This window comes from Anabaena sp. FACHB-1391 (genome assembly GCF_014696755.1).
In the GTDB taxonomy this organism is placed as follows: domain Bacteria; phylum Cyanobacteriota; class Cyanobacteriia; order Cyanobacteriales; family Nostocaceae; genus Dolichospermum; species Dolichospermum planctonicum.
This window is the reverse complement of sequence record NZ_JACJQS010000017.1, coordinates 1-18,827: the sequence shown is the minus strand read 5'-3', so window position 1 is coordinate 18,827 and position 18,827 is coordinate 1. Positions and strand designations below refer to the sequence as shown.

15 protein-coding genes and 1 pseudogene are annotated in these 18,827 nt (G+C 38.5%); 7 read left to right on the top strand and 9 right to left on the bottom strand.

Features of this window, described 5'->3' with window-relative positions; all coding sequences use genetic code 11:
• The first annotated feature begins 264 nt into the window (after positions 1–264).
• Positions 265–618, top strand: a complete 354-nt coding sequence (locus H6F62_RS10150; protein WP_306420257.1) for a hypothetical protein — start codon at positions 265–267, stop codon at positions 616–618.
• A gap of 85 nt (positions 619–703) precedes the next feature.
• Here the strand turns inward: H6F62_RS10150 and rpmA are convergent, their stop codons facing one another.
• Together rpmA and rplU are read right to left on the bottom strand one after the other, a co-directional pair.
• Entirely contained in the window at positions 704–988 is a 285-nt protein-coding gene (rpmA, locus tag H6F62_RS10145; RefSeq protein ID WP_028088939.1) for a 50S ribosomal protein L27, read from the bottom strand.
• Positions 989–1,125: 137 nt separating this feature from the next.
• A complete protein-coding gene (rplU, locus tag H6F62_RS10140) occupies positions 1,126–1,533 on the bottom strand; it encodes a 50S ribosomal protein L21 (RefSeq protein WP_028085419.1) in 408 nt (135 codons plus the stop codon).
• Between the two features lie 418 nt (positions 1,534–1,951).
• Between rplU and H6F62_RS10135 the strand changes: the two genes are divergently transcribed.
• A complete protein-coding gene (locus tag H6F62_RS10135; RefSeq protein WP_190371953.1) occupies positions 1,952–2,278 on the top strand; it encodes a hypothetical protein in 327 nt (108 codons plus the stop codon).
• A gap of 90 nt (positions 2,279–2,368) precedes the next feature.
• Here H6F62_RS10135 and H6F62_RS21195 read toward each other — a convergent pair whose 3' ends face one another.
• The gene (locus H6F62_RS21195; protein WP_190371952.1) at positions 2,369–4,879 is read right to left on the bottom strand and encodes a lectin-like protein; all 2,511 of its coding nucleotides are present in this window, start codon (positions 4,877–4,879) and stop codon (positions 2,369–2,371) included.
• A 661-nt stretch (positions 4,880–5,540) separates the two neighbouring features.
• On the opposite strand from H6F62_RS21195, the gene H6F62_RS10125 reads away from it, so the two are divergent.
• The gene (locus tag H6F62_RS10125; RefSeq protein WP_137909328.1) at positions 5,541–6,080 is read left to right on the top strand and encodes a single-stranded DNA-binding protein; all 540 of its coding nucleotides are present in this window, start codon (positions 5,541–5,543) and stop codon (positions 6,078–6,080) included.
• Between the two features lie 120 nt (positions 6,081–6,200).
• Here the strand turns inward: H6F62_RS10125 and H6F62_RS10120 are convergent, their stop codons facing one another.
• The 5 genes from H6F62_RS10120 to H6F62_RS10100 form a co-directional block, all read right to left on the bottom strand.
• On the bottom strand, positions 6,201–7,079 hold the full coding sequence (locus H6F62_RS10120; RefSeq protein WP_028082087.1) for an NAD(P)-dependent oxidoreductase: 879 nt from the start codon (positions 7,077–7,079) through the stop codon (positions 6,201–6,203).
• A 296-nt stretch (positions 7,080–7,375) separates the two neighbouring features.
• Positions 7,376–8,563 (bottom strand): class I SAM-dependent methyltransferase, encoded by a 1,188-nt coding sequence (locus H6F62_RS10115; protein WP_137909327.1) that lies wholly within the window; start codon positions 8,561–8,563, stop codon positions 7,376–7,378.
• A 78-nt stretch (positions 8,564–8,641) separates the two neighbouring features.
• Positions 8,642–9,211 (bottom strand): Uma2 family endonuclease, encoded by a 570-nt coding sequence (locus H6F62_RS10110; protein WP_190371951.1) that lies wholly within the window; start codon positions 9,209–9,211, stop codon positions 8,642–8,644.
• A gap of 261 nt (positions 9,212–9,472) precedes the next feature.
• On the bottom strand, positions 9,473–10,012 hold the full coding sequence (locus H6F62_RS10105) for a GAF domain-containing protein (RefSeq protein ID WP_236097179.1): 540 nt from the start codon (positions 10,010–10,012) through the stop codon (positions 9,473–9,475).
• A 147-nt stretch (positions 10,013–10,159) separates the two neighbouring features.
• Positions 10,160–10,963, bottom strand: a complete 804-nt coding sequence (locus H6F62_RS10100) for a type 1 glutamine amidotransferase (RefSeq protein ID WP_137909316.1) — start codon at positions 10,961–10,963, stop codon at positions 10,160–10,162.
• A gap of 243 nt (positions 10,964–11,206) precedes the next feature.
• Between H6F62_RS10100 and H6F62_RS10095 the strand changes: the two genes are divergently transcribed.
• The 4 genes and pseudogenes from H6F62_RS10095 to H6F62_RS10080 all read left to right on the top strand — a co-directional run bounded on the left by H6F62_RS10095 (position 11,207) and on the right by H6F62_RS10080 (position 17,867).
• Complete coding sequence (locus tag H6F62_RS10095; protein ID WP_190371950.1) at positions 11,207–11,968, top strand: COP23 domain-containing protein; 762 nt, start codon at positions 11,207–11,209, stop codon at positions 11,966–11,968.
• Positions 11,969–12,376: 408 nt separating this feature from the next.
• Positions 12,377–13,102 (top strand): peptidylprolyl isomerase, encoded by a 726-nt coding sequence (locus H6F62_RS10090; RefSeq protein WP_137909325.1) that lies wholly within the window; start codon positions 12,377–12,379, stop codon positions 13,100–13,102.
• Between the two features lie 51 nt (positions 13,103–13,153).
• Positions 13,154–16,147 (top strand): peptidase domain-containing ABC transporter, encoded by a 2,994-nt coding sequence (locus H6F62_RS10085; protein WP_190371949.1) that lies wholly within the window; start codon positions 13,154–13,156, stop codon positions 16,145–16,147.
• A 131-nt stretch (positions 16,148–16,278) separates the two neighbouring features.
• Positions 16,279–17,867 (top strand): annotated as a pseudogene (locus H6F62_RS10080) (HlyD family efflux transporter periplasmic adaptor subunit).
• A gap of 89 nt (positions 17,868–17,956) precedes the next feature.
• On the opposite strand, the gene H6F62_RS10075 reads toward H6F62_RS10080, so the two are convergent.
• Entirely contained in the window at positions 17,957–18,592 is a 636-nt protein-coding gene (locus H6F62_RS10075) for a TaqI-like C-terminal specificity domain-containing protein (RefSeq protein WP_347238706.1), read from the bottom strand.
• Between the last annotated feature and the right edge of the window lie 235 nt (positions 18,593–18,827).

Below are 18,827 nucleotides of genomic sequence, written 5' to 3'. Positions count from 1 at the left end.
AAATGGAATTAGGGGTGGAATTTACCATCAAGAAACCTGATGGGTTAGGTAAATCTGTGAAATAATGAATGAAACCGATATTCAAAATACCAGTATATTACGATTTGTAACTGAGTAAGGTACAGAACTTTCACATTACTTTCACATTACTTTCACATTTATTCACTCTGTTTTATTCTTGACTGCTGCTATATGTCAATCTTGAAAAAGATCCCTTGGTTCTCCCTGACACTCGTATTACTGAGTTACAGTACATTGGGCTGGATGATATTTGAAGAAAAAGCCCCTTGGTATATATGGCTGATAACCGTGGTAACTATCCTGCTGTCCCTAATCTGTTTTACCAACCCTTGGTTAAAAATAAACGAGTATGTCAGTACCTTGTTCAAGTCCAGTGCTAGGGCTTTTGGTGTAGCTATCTTAGCAGCTTTCCTATTTTTTCTGATGGTTGCCTGGTTTCGGGTATTTCTTGACATTTTACTCATTTTGTGCGCGACTATTTTAGCCAGAATAGATTTCCAAACACTTGCTTTAAAACCAGCGCTCGCTTTTGGCTGTATATCCTTTTTTGCAGTCGTAGGTTTAGCACTGGGCGCATTTATTAAGCTTTATATATGAACTACCCCATCTTAATTACTTTAAATCTTGTAGAGACGCTCTATGGAACATCTCTACAATTTTTAGCCAGATGATTAATCACTAACTAGCTTGCTAACGCTTCTACCTCTGCTACCACCACTGGATAAACGCTAACTTTCTTCCGGCTTTTACCCTTTCTTTCAAAGGTAACTACACCGTCAACTAAAGCAAACAAGGTATCATCACTACCAATACCCACATTGTTACCAGGGTGAACCTTAGTACCACGTTGACGAACCAAAATATTACCTGCGCGTACAGTTTGTCCACCGTAACGCTTTACACCTAGTCGTTGAGCATTTGAGTCACGACCGTTACGCGTACTACCTGTTCCCTTCTTATGAGCCATGGTTTCCTCTTTTTTATTTACTTTACGAATCCCAGTCCGCTAATTGTCTAGTTTAGGCTGGGAAAATTTAATTGGTAATTGGTAATTGGTAATTGGTAATTGGTAATTGGTAATTGGTAATTATCAATTATCAATTTTTATGATTCCTCTGCGGTTTCTTCCACAAAGTCAGCATCAATAATTGGACTTTCAGCACCAGTAGGGGCTGCTTCGTAAGCTAAAACTTCGCCGTTGAGATTGATAGAATTAATCAAAAATCTGGTAATTTCCTGGCGGTGTCCCCGTTTTTTACGGGTTTTCTTTTTAGGTTTCATCTTATACACCAGGACTTTGCGACCTCTCAGGTGTCGCATAATTGTCCCTTCGACTGTTGCACCTTCTACCAAAGGTTGTCCAATGGAAAGTGCGCCGTCGTGGTTTACAAGCAATACAGCGTTAATGGTAACTTTTTCATCTGGTTCGGCGTTGAGTAGTTCAATGTCGTAAAAACGACCTGCTTCTACTTTGATTTGTTTTCCACCAGTTTCAATAATTGCGTAGGTCATTAAATCGTCCTTGAGGTTGCCGTACAGGTAGCTGGCTATAATCTTTTATAGAGACGCTATTATTTACAGCTTTTGCCAGCTTTTGCAGTATGTCTACCTGATCCGAGCCGGAATTAGACAGACAATCTAATATAATACCTGATTGATAGCTAATTAGTCAAGCTTTTATTAAATAAAATTATAATTTGTATAATTTGTTGGATTTTCAGCGGATTTCCGAAAAAGTAATTTTTGGGTTTGTAGTTAATCCCGACACAGACGGAATAAAAATCAATCAATCTGAGCGACTTGTACGGTTGCTCAGATTTTCTTACATATTCACTGACTAGGGAACAGGTGACAGGTGCTACGCCACGGGGACAGGGAACAGGTGACAGGTGACAGGTGACAGGTGCTACGCCACGGGGACAGGGAACAGGTGACAGGGAAGAGGGAACAGGGAAGAGGGAAGAGGGAACAGGGAACAGGGAACAGGGAACAGGGAACAGGGAACAGGGAACAGGTGACAGGTGACAGGGAACAGGGAACAGGGAACAGGGAAGAGGGAACAGGGAATAGGGAAGAGGGAATAGGGAAGAGGGAACAGGGAAGAGGGAACAGGGAACAGGTTTTCAGCGATTTTACGTTTCTTTACAGAGTTTGGTTTTTTGATGCCAACTTACTTATATTGGTAATATTTTTGATCAACAATCTAATGAAAAAAAATGTAGAGATGTTTCATGGAACGTCTCTACAAGGTTTCTAGGATACTAATGAGAAATTAAAGTTATAAAACCCATAAAGATATGTTTTGTTTGTGTAGCTGCGGTTTATAACCGCCAAACATGATACTAATTTAAACTACAGTGAAGTCAACACTTGTAATCAATGTGGAACTAACATTTTGCAAAGTAGCGAAAATTTCACCACTGCTCGTATTCCTGATCACAGTATTAGTACCAGTTCCTAAAATTGTCAATTGAGTAAATAGTAAACCCCCACTTAAGCCAATGCGGTCCAATCCATCTTGGAAGTCTTGAACGATATCAGCACCATTACTTAGTGCAATTACAAAAACATCATTGTTTGCTCCTCCTACCAAAATATCATTGCCTTTACCACCATTGAGAATGTCATTTCCAGCTTCACCCCAGAGGGTGTCATTATCATCATTTCCGAAGAGGGTATCATTATTATTGCCTCCATAAAGGAAATCCTTGCCTATACCCCCGTTTAATTCATCTGATCCATCACCACCATACAACCGATCATTACCATCATCTCCAAATACTAAATCGTTACCTGCCTCTGCATTGAGAATATCATCACCAAAATCACCAACGAGAATGTCGTTACCAACACCACCTAACAAGCTATCATTACCGACACCACCATCAAGGATATCATCACCAGCAAGACCTCTGAGGGTATCATTTCCTAAGTCACCGTTGAGGAAATCATTTCCATTATCCCCTTGCAGAATATCATTACCGAGACCACCAAATAGTTGATCATCGTTATTCCCACCAAATAGTTGATCATTACCGTCACCACCATCAAGAATATCATTTCCATCGTTACCCTGGATGGTATCATTGCCAGTATTTCCAACTAACTCGTTAGCCAGATTATTACCTTTGATGGTATCGTTTTGAGTAGTACCAACCACATTTAGGAAATTCTGCACGTTTAAGGTGATAGAATTAATCAGCGCTGGTAATCCGTTGATGATCAGGTTATTAGTGGCTAGATTGACGTTGAGGGATGTGGTGGTAGCGATTCCAGTGGATGCGTCAATGGTGTTAGATTGACCTGTAGCACCAATTACAGTTTCTACGTCCACAATTGTATCTGTGCCAAAAGAGCCTTTATTAACGATTCCACCTGCTAACAGGGTAATTGCTTCCGTAAGACTGCTATAGTTAACTGTATCGCTTCCTAAACCGCCGTTAATTGTATCATCACCTGTGCTACCGATAATTGTGTCATTAGAGTTAGCGATTTCGATAATTCCTCGTAATAATAGCAATGAATTGGGAAGATCGTTCCATATTCCCGCTCCTACAAAATTAAATTCTACGTAGTCTTCATTATTTAAATCATTAGGTTCACCTGGAAACCAGTTAGTATAAGTGACAGCTTCTCCATTTGCCCATTTAAATGTTCCTTCAGTCACCTCGTCTGTCAAACCAATCCATAAAGCTTCTGAACTACCAAAGGTGTTAACTAGAAATTGATTTTCCGCAGCATCATTAACGGTAACAAGATTACCACCTAAAGTAACGGCTTGTGCTTGTGCTTGTGTCCAAGTACCTGCATTACTCAAGAGGTAAAATTTGCCATTATAGGTGAAAATAGAAGCAGTAATAGCAGAGGTAACATCACCAAAAATCTGATCATTTCCTTCTCCACCATTGAGGGTATCATTACCACTATTACCGGTTAAAATGTCATTACCGCCATTTCCTACGAGGATATTATTGCCATCATTCCCAGTAATTGTGTCATTATTGGCTGTACCAATAACATTAACAAAATTATGAACGGAAAAGGACAAAGTGGGGAAAGCACTATCACCAGTATTCACAACTAGGGATTTAGTCGCTAAATTGGCATTAATGGTAGCAGTGCTGGTGGCTGTGGAAGCATCAATAATGTTAGTTAGACCCGTTGCACCGATAATGTTCTCTATCCCAACCAGTTGGTCTGTTCCTGCTGTACCTTTGGTAACTACTCCTGTTGGTTTCAGGGTAATGGCTTGACCTATGGCACTATAATCGGCTGTGTCTTGACCAATACCCCCATTAATTGTATCGTTGCCTGTGCTACCGATGATTGTGTCATTAGATGGGTTAGCGATTTCGATTTCAATGATTCCTCGGAAATTGAAATTATTAAATGTATCACCAGCATCATCCCATTCCCCGGGATTTTGAAAATTGATCCAAGCATAGTCTTGACCACCATCATCATTAGGTTCACCTGGAGCCCAGTTAGTATAAGTGACAGCTTCTCCATTTGCCCATTTAAATGTTCCTTCAGTCACCTCGTCTGTCAAACCAATCCATAAACCTTCCGTACCACCAAAGGTGTTAACTAGAAATTGATTTTCCGCAGCATCATTAACGGTAACAAGATTACCACCTAAAGTAACGGCTTGTGCTTGTGCTTGTGTCCAAGTACCTGCATTACTCAAGAGGTAAAATTTGCCATTATAGGTGAAATAGGGTACGGAGACCTCACCAAAAATCTGATCATTTCCTCCCCCACCATTGAGGGTATCATTACCACCTAAACCATTGAGAATATCGCCACTCGTTGTACCGACGAGGTTGTCTGCTGCTGCTGTTCCGTTCATGGTTGCCATATTATTCTATTAACCTTTAAATTTTTTCTACACATTACATTTGTGATAATATTTTGCATTTTTATTGATTGTCAACTAGTTAAATCACTGAAAAAAAGTGGCTTTTATCAAGAGGGATTTGTGTTTTTTTTTACTTTCAATATTACCTGACACAAAAATAGGACTTAGGCAAAATTTATGTGACACATTCTGCTATTATTACAGGATAATACCCAAAGGTGGTTTGTTTTTCGCTGCTTAATGGGGTAAATCCTCCCAAGTCAAGGGCAAATATACGCATCAATAAAGTTATTTTTAAGATAAATATGCTTGAGTTGTCAATGTATGAATAAATATATAGGACTTACTGAAAAACTTTTTGGGTGACATCACACCGTGCTATGAGGGCTTTGAGCCGCAATTCTTGTAATATAGAAAGATGATGATTCCCTCCGGTACAGGAACGGTAAGTATGATCATCGTTTTACAGCCATTTTTAGGTAAATGAACCACATTTTAATCGAAGTTTCGCGCCAAGACGCAAAGGAGCGAAGAAGCGAAGGAGTAGATTAATTCAGAGTGTGGTATAAATACATAAAAAATGCTGTAATTAATTATGCTAAAATTTTCTCGTGAAGTTAAATTCACTGCGAGAAAAAGTATTGAAAATCAGGAGCAGGTAATGAACAGTTGTATTTTGATGGCGGAAATTTATGATAATCCTCAACTGCGTCACACACCAGATGGGTTGGAAGTGACAGAAATGATTGTTCATGTGCCAGGAACAAAACCAGATGATCCAACTCATCCTTTAAAAGTCGTAGGTTGGGGAAATTTGGCAAAAGAGATTCACCAAAGTTATCATCAAGGCGATCGCATTATTATAGAAGGGCGCTTAGGTATGAATACAATTGATCGCCCCGAAGGATTTAAGGAAAAACGCGCAGAGTTGACGGTGCAAAAGATTTACGCTATTGAACAAGGTACTTATACTAATTCACCACCAGCTGCTAAGAGAACCACACCTGTAGTAGAAACTACTGTAGCATCACCTAGCTACCGCCCGACGAATTATGAATCAAACTATCCCCCATCAGCCCCTGCTCAAAAAAATGAACCGCAGGTAGCAGCCCCTCAACTGACATACCAACCCGCACCCGTTCAGTCTCCGTCCCCTGTAGGAGTTACACCAGAACCCGATCCAGATGATATCCCGTTTTAGCCGGAAGGCTTTACTGCCTTTAAACTGCATTTAATTTGTATAATTCTAGCGGGCAAGATGCCCGCACCACAACATCTAGCCAGATGAAGATGATCAAATTGAGATGGGTAACAGCTTACCTCAACCGCCACTGACTTCACCCCATTCCCGAATTGCTGGAAATACCGATGAATAATCATCTTCTGGATAAGACATTTTCATAGTCGCGTGTAAGATTTGCCTTACACCCTCAATACTGCTGAGATTCAAACCCAAGGATTTAGCTTCAGAGATAAATAAATCTATTTCTTTGATCAGTTGTTTTGTCGGTAAGTTGGCATTATTATAATTACCATCTAACATCCGCCGCAAATTTTGATCAAAGGTGGGAGCATAAAGTTTACTTTCGCGTAGAATTTGCATAAACAAATCAACATCAATACCTTGCAACTGGATAAAAGCCAGACTGAGAGCAAAGCTAGTTGTCAGTGAAGCAATGAGTTGATTGAGTGCTAGGGTGAGGGTAGAAGCAGTACCCACAGGTCCTATGTATACAGGATTGTCTCCAAAATGTTGGAGGAGTGGGAAATGACGTTGATACTGTTCCTCCTCTCCACCTACCATGACGATTAATTTGCCAGTTTTAGCTTCGGGAATACTACCGAGGACAGGCGCTTCTATATATTCGCCTCCAGCCGCAACTACTGCATCTCTGATTTCTTGGCTTTCTACGGGGGTAATTGTCCCCATTTGAATGATGCTGCGTCCTGATAAAGTATGCCAAGAGGTATCTGTCAGCAAGACATGATAAATAGCTGCGGCGTTAGAAAGCATTAGGACTATACAGTCAGCAGCGCGGATGGCTTCCCGCGGTTTTGTTACAATTTCCGCCCCTGCTGCCCGTAGCGGTTCTAATTTTTCTGGGGTGCGATTATAGGCAATTAGCTCTATATTGGCTGCTAATAACCTTTGAGCCATCGGTAGTCCCATCAATCCAGTTCCCAGAAATGCCACCTTCATGTTTCACGTTCCTTAGTCAGTGGTCAGTTGTCAGTTGTGATCTGAATTTTAGATTTTAGATAAAATCCAAAATCTAAAATCCAAAATCTCCTAGCCTCCTGCGGCAAAAGTCACCATTATGATCACGGAAAGTAAGATGCCGGGAGACAATAGAGTTACTAGCACTAACAGATCATGAGCAGTCATAATTATTTCTCTGGGGTAGATTTGTCATTTGAATGTCATCTCTGTTATGCTAGTGCAAACAAGACTCATACGGGATTGTTAAAGAGATTTTTAACCTTTCTCTTTGATCTCTACTCTGGTACGACTAATCCCAGCAGTGGTTTTGATGCCTCTTGTGCAGTTAGTCCTCGACTTTGGACCAAAACCCCAAAATTGCCTAGTCCCCCTGGATTAATTAATTGGTGTAATCCTTCCCGTCGCTGTAGCAACTGTGATATTGGTTGCTGTTGAAAGGAGAGAGCAGCTAATCTTTCACCTATTCCCAATGCCATTAAAAATAAGCCTTGCTCGGTCCAACCAACTTTTTTGAGTCCACACCTTTCACCCCAGGATGATAAGGCTGTAAAGTCAACATGGGCGGTGATATCTTGTCTGCCAATATTGATATAAGGATGATCATGATGACGATGTTGGTAGTAGCATTGGAGAGTTCCCTGATCTCTTCTGGGGTGATAATAACGATGTGCGGGGTAGCCATAATCAATTGTTAACACATAGCCGCGTTGCAAGCAGTCTGCTACTATACCCAACCATTTCAAAGCTGCTAAATTAATTTCACTGCGATAGCCATTTTCATAAGTATTTTGGCTTAAATCAATTCCCACCAACTTAAAATACTCCCCTAATTGTGGTGTTGATGGTTCTGCCATGATTTCAATAAATATAGGTAAAGCAGAATTTTCTTCCTCCGGTTTTTGCTCAACAGTAACGTAAATTTCCCGTAATTCCCCCCCATTTAAAATAAATTGATGGACTGGAAAAGCATCCACTAATTCATTGGAGAAGAAACAGCCAATAATGGAATTGGGGGTGATTTCTTCCAAGTTACACCAATCTACAGAAAAATCTTGTAACCGTTGTTGTTGTTCTTGTTTTAAACTTTGTGATTTTTCAACAATAATATATTTGACCGCTGCAAAAAAGTCTGGGTATTCTTGCTTTGCATAGTTGAGAATATGGGAGGCTAATATGCCTTGTCCTGCTCCCATTTCTACCAAATTAAAGGATATGGGTTGATCTAAAATCTCCCACATTTGATAAAATTGCTTGGTCAGTAATTCCCCAAAATCAGATCCTAAACTGGCAGATGTGAAAAAGTCACTATCTCGAAATCCAATTTTTACAGCATCACTGGCATAATAGCCATATTCTGGATGATATAACACCATATCCATGTATTCCGCAAAGGTAATTCTTTTTTGGGAATTAGTAATAATACGATGGGCTATAGCTTGACACAGTGGCAAATGGGAATCCATAAAATTTGCAGTTGACAGAGAACTTAGCACTATACCAAATACATTACCACGACTTAAAAAAGCGATCGCTGATAGCATTTATTCATTTAGCCAACTGAAAAGTTGACCTACAGTAAGATTAAAAGACTCAGCAAAAGGTGGAACAGGTAAGCCATCTGTTTCTAGTTCAAATAATAGAATACGTTGATCACTAAAATAGACAAAAACTAGTTTTTCTGCGGGGTCAATTAACCAACCCATTTGAGTACCATGACTAATACAATGGAGGATATTACGAACAACTTTAGTTTGACTTGGTTCAGGAGAAAGTATTTCAATTGTCCAGTTAGGAGCGATAGCGATAGCAAAGGTCTTAGCAACTTCACCATTTTCATCACGGGGAATGCGTTCCCAAGTGAAGACTGCAAGATCAGGTACAATGGATCTACCGCCAAAGGTACAGCGTAATTCAGAGTATACACGGGCTACGCCCCGGGGTTTGAGTGCTAGGTTAATACTAGAACCGAGGTCAAGCTGAACTGTACTATGTTTTCCTTGAGGCATGGGTTTTTGAATGATTTGGCCGTTAACAAATTCCTTTGCCGGTTTGGTTTCTGGTAATTTGAGAAATTCATCAAGGGTTAAGGGTTTAATAGGGATTTGAACCATTACCGTTTCGGGTTGGTGGATTATGAATATTGTATTATTTTCTAGCATTTCCAAGCTGCAAAAGCTAGATTAGCTAAGGGCAACCCCCTGTGGTTGCCCCTACAGTATTTCTATTTTCTTTTAATATCAATCATATTACCAGGATGTGCGTCCCAGTGAATAATTCCGTTTTGATGACCACAGATAAAGCATCAGCTTACCGACTTCTTTCTCAAATATAATATCTAAAAAACATCAACATCAGAAAAATTCTTTACATGATTAGCTCTCTAAAATATTAGAATCTGTTGCTAAAGTTCCCGCTCCCTTTTCCATCAATTCAATATCTGCTAAAGTCCAAAAACGCGCACTTTGGCAGTGATGAGCTACTAATAGCCCCCATAATCCCCTTGGTATTAAAATTGGCACTACTAAATTAGCCCGAACCTGCATACCGCGCAGAAATTCACGGTGACAATCCTCAATCGCTTCTAATTCTATATCAGCGATCGCTCGTACTCGTCCTTTTAAGTATAACGCAGCATACTCATTATTAAAACAATCACTAGGACCAGTAGAACCGAGAATCGAATATTCATCAGAACCTAATGACTCAAATGTCACTTGTCCTTGCCATTGTCCATAAAAATAATACAATACTACCCGATCAACCTGTAAAGATTCTCGCAATTGATTTGTCGTTTGTCTGATCAATTCATCTCGTTGCATTCTGATGATCAGACGACTGAGTAATTCTTGCAAACCCTGATCAGGGTGATGATACGAGCGATTTTCAAATTCTGGTAAAGAAGGAAGTTGCACAGATTTCAAATGATGACTAACTAAATGATTTCGGGTTTTTATAGTAACTTATCAGATGTTTTATAGAAAATTATGTTTTTTTTCTATAAAAATCATGTAGTTTAATATTAAAATTTAGATTCTTATTTAATCTAAACTACACCTATTTTAAATTCTGATTCCCGCAGCATTGGGTAAATCAACTTTTAACCGTTTAAACATTGCTTCTCGTCCCTGCATCGCTAAGGTATCATCTAAAGCTGAAAGTTTGATTTCTTGCTGATATTTTAATCTTAACGCGGTTTGAATTAACCAATCAGCAACAAAGGGATTTTTAGGTAATAATGGACCATGGGAGTAGGTAGCGATCGCATTTTGATAAAACGCTCCTTCTGTTCCATCTTCTCCATTATTACCCAAGCCATACACTACCCGCCCCAAAGCTTCCACCTTCCCTAATTTAGTCCGGCCACCGTGATTTTCAAACCCGACTAAATAAGGTTTTATCCCTGTCATTGCTTGCAATTCGGCTGCTAACCGGGAAGCTGTAACTTCTATGACCAAATTACCAATACATCTTTTAGTATTTTCACCAGGATGAACAGAAACTAAATCCAATATTCCTAAACCCTCAATTCTTTTTCCGAAAGCTGGTTCATAATAATTTCCCAGTAGTTGAGGAGAACCACAGGTAAAAACTCCCGGTGTACCATTTTCTATTTTATGACGCATGGCCTCAGCTTTTTCACCCTGTAAATCCCGCATCACAATTTCTTGTTGACGGTCTTGCGCCCCACCACCGACAATCACATCTACTGATTTGATATCTTCTGCGGTGGAATTTTGATCCAAGGGCAATACAGTCACATTATACCCCCGCCACTGGGCGCGACGTTCTATGGTAATCACATTTCCCCGATCACCATAAGTACTCATTAACTTGGGGTACAGCCAACCAATAATAATTTCCATGGGCGCATGACTTACAAAACCTCTAATATAGCGTTAGCAGGGAATATGTAGGACTAGGCAAATTTTAAGAAATATTTCATAATTGTTGCAATACATTAATAAATTTAAATTTTAGTAAACATATAATACAGCGGTTTCTGCGGTAGTAAAAACAAAAAACAGATTTTTCCATGAATCAAAAACTTATGTTCTCCGTCAATATAGACATCAGCTATTTACCTATCTCCACTACGGATTATATTTATGTCTTTACAATCGCTGCGGTTCTTATTCTTGAGTAGTCTTGGCTGTTCTTTATTTTTTGGAAATGCTGTGACTGTTGCTCAAGTTGTGGTGCCTACAATTCCATCAGGTTCAAGTACAGTTCCATCAAGTTCAACTACAACCAGTGTACCAAATTCTACCACAGTTAACAGTAGTACAAGATTTAGTTGTCAATCTTACAATGGACAGTTTACAGTCATGTATCAGCCCCAAAGTCAACCAGGACAATATTTTGCTTGGGCTGCACCTCAAAATTTAGGTGGGGGTTGGGATGCCCAAAAACGTTGTCAAGCGATCGCAGGACGTTTAGAATTATATCGTCCCGATGGTTTACAAGAACTACGAATAGCTTTAGAAAACAACGAAAATATTATTTGTGTCACCACTGAAGCCCAACCCAATTGTCGAATTGTCTTAACAGTACCCCGTGGTAAAGATCCCTATGCAATCCGTAATAGTGTATTCCAAAATCTCACTACCGCTGATAGTGGACAACAAACTATTGCTGTTGATACCTACACTGAACCTCAGAGAGGAAAGGGAGATAGTTTATACAACATAGGACAAACACTTGTAAGTGGTAATAATCAGCTTAGTTCTTTTAGAAGTGGAATTAATTTGAAACCATACCTTGATCCTCAAGATGGTGGTACTGCCAAAAAATTGAGAAATGGGGTAGGAATTGGACGCAATAGACCAAAAAAAGACCCTGCTCGTCTAAATCCTGGCAGATTCCGTTAATTAGGATGATTTGATGAGGTAGGAGCAATAAATTTAATTGTCTACTTCAGGCTGGTAAGTCGTAATTACGATTTACCGGCCTGATTTTCTGTGATCCAGAACGAGCAATTTAGCAGGGGATGATGCCATAGTTAAGGTTAGCAAAGATTTATAGAGTAAAAGTAAGTTTGGTATGACAAATTTATCAATCCATGGTATTTTGGTACAATAATATCCAAATATCAACAGTCTGATTATCTACATCTAGCAAATCAACTTCTGCCGATGGAAAATTTACTGATATACATCTATACACTAACTCGAAAGCAGAGTAAATTAGTAATAGATTATCTAATCTTAACCAAAAGATAACTTGTTCAAAACTTAGTCCTATTATCTTTTCAAAAGCAGTTAAAAACGGTGACAAATCTGATCACAAGCCATAAGAATCAAGTCCTGCAATGGGGCGATCGCATCCTCCAGCCCGGAGAAGTTCTATCATTAATATCGGAATACCAGCTTATTCCCGTATTAATCAAGGAAATTATCATTGATCAAGCGATCGCAGCAGCCGAAATTGTCCATACTCCAGAAGAAGAAAAACAGGTCTGCGAACAATTAGCCCAACAATATCAGGGAATAGATCAACAAGGAGAAAATTTCCAGCAATTAAAGATCATGGCCATGCGACAATTAAAACTAGAAAAGTTTAAAGAGGCCACTTGGGGTGGGGATTTAAACTCGTACTTCTTCCAACGTAAAGCCCAACTAGATAGGGTAATTTATTCGCTGATTACTACCTCGGAAATCGGGATTGCCCAAGAAATCTACTTCCGCATCAAAGAGGGTGAACAGTCTTTCGCTGAGTTAGCACGGGAATATGCCCAAGGTCCAGAAGCTCAAACTGATGGATTAGTAGGTCCAATAGATTTACAATCCCTTCATCCAACATTGGTGAATATCCTTTCAAGAAGCCAGCCACAGCAGTTATCACCACCAACTCAAATTAATAATGTACTGGTAATTGTCCGCTTGGAAAAATTACTACCAGCCCAACTGGATCGTTCAATGCGGCAACGGTTGCTGAATGAAAGATTTAATCAATGGTTACAAGAACAAATGACAGAACGAAAATGGCAAATTCAAACATCATAAATTACCCGAACCTTTGGCCAATATAAATTGACATAATTAACCTCAAGAAACATGACTTATACTAAGAGTACCTTTGAAGAATTTATTGCCACGATTCCAGGGTTTGACCAATTATCAAGCGAGGAAATTAGCAAACTCTCATCACCACAAATTTTACAGCCTTTACGTTACCGCATGGGGCAGAAAATTGTTGGCAAAGAACAATTACCTCAAAAAGTATCAATTCTTTATCAAGGCAGGATCAGACTACTAGGATACCCGGAAAACCAATCACCAATTACTTTAAAAATAGTAGAACCAGGAGCGGTAATTGGGGAAATTTCTTGGTTACGTCAAATTCCGTGCGAAACAGCGATCGCCTATGAAGAAGTGATATGTTTAACCTGGAATGCAGCAGATTATTTACAATTCCTATCTCGAAATTTAGCATTTACTCAGGCTCGTCAACAAATAACTAACTTGGCAGAAGTATTTGATATCTTGAGTTTACAGATAGCACAACAACCTTTAGCCAATCATAATCTCAAAGACCTGACGGAACAGGCGTTATTAGGGTCAAAAATTCACTATTTACGACCAGGAAAAACGTCTTTAAGAGAATTAGAAAGTGATCGAATTTGGTTTGTAAGTAGTAGTTGTGATCTGAGCAATTTAACCCCTGGTTCTCGCTTAGAAGACGAAGTAATTGAAGTTAAAGATAAACTGCCTGTCCGTTTGTTGGGTATCAGTCAGAATGATTTATCATTAGTGGATAGTCCACCTCTAAAAACAGAGAAATTAGAAAATCTGTTAGATGGTACTGTCACCATAGAAGAAGTTCCCTACGCAACAGAATCGGAATTTATTGGGACAAGCACATCAAAGGATTTACCAAAAAATCAAAAATATCCATTTTTTAAAGGACAGGGAGAACTAGAATCTAGTCTGGCTTGTTTTCAAATGCTATCCAAGCATTTAGAAATTCCCTTTCGGAAAGAAGTAGTCCGCCGCATTTTAAATGACCAAATCAAGCGTCAAGGCAGTGTATCTTTTCAACTTTGCGCTTATTTATCAGAATTAATTGGACTCAAATCCCAGCTAGTTGATGTTCCGGCTGTTTCCATTAACCGCATTCCTACCCCAGCATTAATTCGCTATCGTGACAGTTTTGCGGTTCTTTATGCCGTAAATGGAAAAAAAGCCGTTTTGGGTGTACCATCTCAAGGTATTATCAACACCAACCTTGATAAATTGCTGAAAGAATTAGAAACAGATGAAACCAACTTACAACCACAAGTTAGGGTTTTATTGCTCAGTGCTACCAAGGAAACACCTAAAGAACGCTTTGGATTAGGATGGTTTGTTCCTTACTTATCCCGTTACCGACGGGTGCTAATAGAAGTATTTATTGCTTCCTTCTTCGTCCAATTAGCCGCCCTAGCTAATCCTCTAATCATTCAGCTAATTATTGATAAAGTCATCGTTCAAAATAGTATTAATACCCTAAATGTTTTAGGAGTATTACTATTAGCAGTGGGTGTATTTGAAGCGGTATTAACTACATTGCGGACTTACTTATTTGTAGATACCACCAACCGCATTGATATGAGTTTGGGGTCACAAATTATTGACCACCTATTGCGCTTACCACTGCGGTATTTTGATAAAAGGCCAGTGGGTGAATTATCCACCAGAATTAATGAACTAGAAAATATTCGTCAGTTCCTCACGGGTACGGCCTTAACAGTAGTGTTAGATGCCCTATTTTCCGTAGTTTATATAGTGGTCATGCTGTTTTACAGTTGGCAATTGACCATAGTAGGTTTAGGAACCATCCCTCTATTTGTGTTAGTGACATTAATTGCTGCCCCAACAGTGAGTAGACAATTAAGAGGTAAAGCAGAACGTAACGCCGAAACTCAATCTTATTTAGTGGAGGTGATGTCAGGTATTCAAACAGTTAAAGCCCAAAATATTGAATTGCGATCGCGTTTTTCTTGGCAAAAAAAATATGCTAAATTTGTGGCCGCAGGTTTTAAAACCGTTATTACTTCCACATTAGCTAACTCCACAAGTCAGTTTTTAAGCAAACTCAGCAGCTTATTAGTTTTATGGGTGGGAGCTTATTTAGTTTTAAAACAAGAACTAACATTAGGGGAATTAATTGCCTTTCGGATTATTTCTAGTTACGTTACCACCCCCATATTACGGCTGGCACAAATCTGGCAGAACTTCCAAGAAACCGGGTTATCCTTAGAACGATTAAGCGATATTGTTGACAGCCCCCAAGAAGCAGAAATAGATAAGAATAATATTCCCCTCCCACCGATTATTGGTGGAGTCAAATATGAAAACGTTTCCTTCCGATTTGCCGCCTCAGGCCCCCTACAATTGAGTAATGTTACTGTCGAATTTCCCGCAGGTCAATTTGTCGGTATTGTTGGACAAAGTGGTTCGGGAAAAAGTACAATGATGAAATTACTGCTCAGACTTTATGACACAGAATCTGGCAGAATTTTAGTTGATGGTTACGACATTGCCAAAGTCGAACTTTATTCTCTGCGGCGACAAATTGGTGTAGTTCCTCAAGATACCCTTTTATTTGATGGTACAGTACAGGAAAATATTGCTTTAACTAATCCTGAAGCCACAACAGAGGAGATTATTGAAGCTGCTCAAATTGCCGTTGCCCATGAATTTATTATGGGTTTACCCCAAGGCTATAATACGCGAGTTGGGGAAAGAGGATCAGCCCTTTCTGGTGGACAAAGACAAAGAATTGCGATCGCACGTTCTGTGTTACAAAGACCTAAATTACTAGTTCTAGATGAAGCCACCAGCGCTCTAGATTATCCCACCGAAAAACAAATTTGTCTGAACTTAGCTCGCGCTTTTAAAGGTAGTACCGTCTTCTTCATTACCCACCGTTTAAATACTGTTAGTAATGCCGATACTATCGTCGTCATGGATAACAGTAGGATGATAGAACAAGGTAATCATCAAGAACTTATGGCTGCTAAAGGTCATTATTTCTATCTTTATCAACAACAGGAAGTAAATTTGTAGTCAATTATTTCTAGGGGTTTAGCAATGCTAAACCCTGTCAGTTGCTTAAATAAAATCCAACTGATAACAGAGCCAAGCTCAAATGACACTCCAGTAAATATTCAATCTAAAATCCCAAATCCCAAATTATTATGACTCAAGTTAATGGTAATCGCAGCAACGGAAATGGCAACGGAAACGGAAATGGCAATGGATCATATAAAGACTCAAAAGTATTAACATCTCCCAAACCCAGTTCCCAACAGCCTAAAATTGACTTTAATTTCGATAATTTTGAGCAATCTGTAGTTTTACGACAATCTCCAATATGGTCACGAACCATCATGATCACCCTCATGGGATTAGCTTGTTTTGGAATTACTTGGGCTTGTTTAGCCAAAATTGAGCAAACAATTCCTGCAACGGGTCAATTAAAACCAGAAGGAACAGTCAAAGAGGTACAAGCTCCCGTTAATGGAGTCGTTAAATCAATTTATGTAAAAGATGGAGACGAAGTAAAACCAGGACAATTGTTATTAACATTTGAGTCTATTGCTACCCTAGCAGAATTAAATGCCTTGAATAAAATTCGCATAGCTTTAATTCAAGAAAACAATATCTATCGACGCTTAATGGGAGCAAGCAGAGGTAAAGATTCTGAAATAGAATTTTTACGCAGTAAACTACCAGGAGAATCAGCATTTCTGCTCAAAAGTCGCGCTTCCTTAGTAGCAGCAAATGAACTATTACGTTCTCAATTGAGAAATTCATCGGGAACAGCAGGAATAGGAATTGACGAAGAACAACTACTAGCAGTTGCAAAAATAGAATTAGCGTCTCGTTCCAAAGCCGCAAATTTAGAAGTTGAAAAAACTAGAAAACAACTTTCTCAAACTCAATTTAAACTGCAAGATACTCGCAATAGTCTAGCCATTCAAAGCGGTATTTTAGCCAAAATCAAAGTCTTAGCGGAAGAAGGGGTATTTCCCAACTTCAATATCTGAATCAGAAACAACAGGTACAAACTCTCGCAGCGGAAATCTCACAATTGCAGGAAGAAATAAAACGTCTAGAATTTGATATTGATAAAGGAAAACAGCAATTAACTAATACAGTTGCTAGTTCCGGTAAAGATATTTTGGAAAAAATAGGCAATAATAAACAACGCATTGCTGAAATTGATAGTCAGTTCACGAAGGTCATTTTAGACAATGAACAGCGTTTAGCAGACATAAATAGCAAAATATCGCAAACACAATTAAACTTTAAATATCAAGAACTTCGCGCTCCAGTAGGAGGAATAGTTTTTGATCTCCAGGCTAAAAATGTTGGCTTTGTTGCTAATTCCACACAAAAATTACTACAAATTGTCCCCAAAGAAAACCTATCAGCAGAAGTTTTCATTACCAATAAAGACATTGGTTTTGTCAAAAAAGGTATGAACGTAGATGTAAGAATTGACTCCTTTCCCTTTAGTGAATTTGGTGATATTAAAGGTAAAGTAACTAAGATTGCTTCAGATGCTTTACCTCCAGACCAAAACCATCAATTTTATAGATTTCCGGCCACAGTTAAGTTAGACAAACAACATTTAAATCTCACGAATCAAGATAGAAAGATATCTTTACAGTCAGGGATGTCCATTACTGCTAATATTAAAGTTCGTGAAGAACGCACGGTAATGAGTTTGTTTACAGAGATGTTTACGGAACAAATTGAAAGTTTAAATGAGGTGCGTTAGGGATGAAAATAATATCCCCGACTTCTTTTTTATCTTATCAATAAATGATAAATTAATCTCAGAAGTCGGGGATCTGGAATTTGTGGTGTTTACCCTTCTATGATTTTAATTTCCTCTGGTGTTAATTCATAAAGTTGATAAACTAGTTGATCTATTTCTGTTTCTAATGTGGTTGTATCTGCTTTTGGATCTGATTTTTTAGCAGTGAGAATTTGATTAACAACGGAAGTAATAACTTCCCCTTGTTTTGGATTTGCTTGAGGAATTGGGATTTGTCCAAAGTATTTCCAAATTAATTGAAATCCATTTTGAATAGCGGTACAGTATTTTGAAATTAGCCACCAACCCATTTTTGAATTAAGAATAGCCAATAAAATCTTATCTGCTTTGGAAATAATCCACATAGAATTATTACAATATAGCCCCTGTTCATCATAAATAAAACATGGTTTTGTCTGAAATATTTGATACATTATTTTAGGTTTTTCAAATTCTTGATAATAATCACAGGCTCTCAACTCCCACCAGTAATCACCTTTATCTGTTCTTTTTTCTGCTTGATCTTTAAATAGACTTAAATAATTAGAAACTGCTGAATAATTTTCCGATAACCATATCCAAGCATCTTGATTTTCTCTAAATGAATTGGTAAAGCCTTTATCAATTTTTATTAAATAATTTTCTACTTCAGGAATTGCATAAGGTTTTATATTACGACCTAAAATAAATGAACGAATTATTTTTGAATTTCGACTATCTTTGTTAATTATTTCTCTACAATTTTCATTACCAATGACAAATGCTTCTGTTAAACCTGTTAAGATTCCACGAAATGATTTATGATCAATACAGCACTTCCCGGTGTTATGAGGTACAGTAACAACAATTAGTGAACCAATTTTTTAAATGTTGAGGATTCATCAAATCGAGAGCAACAGAAATAACTTTATCAACTATTTC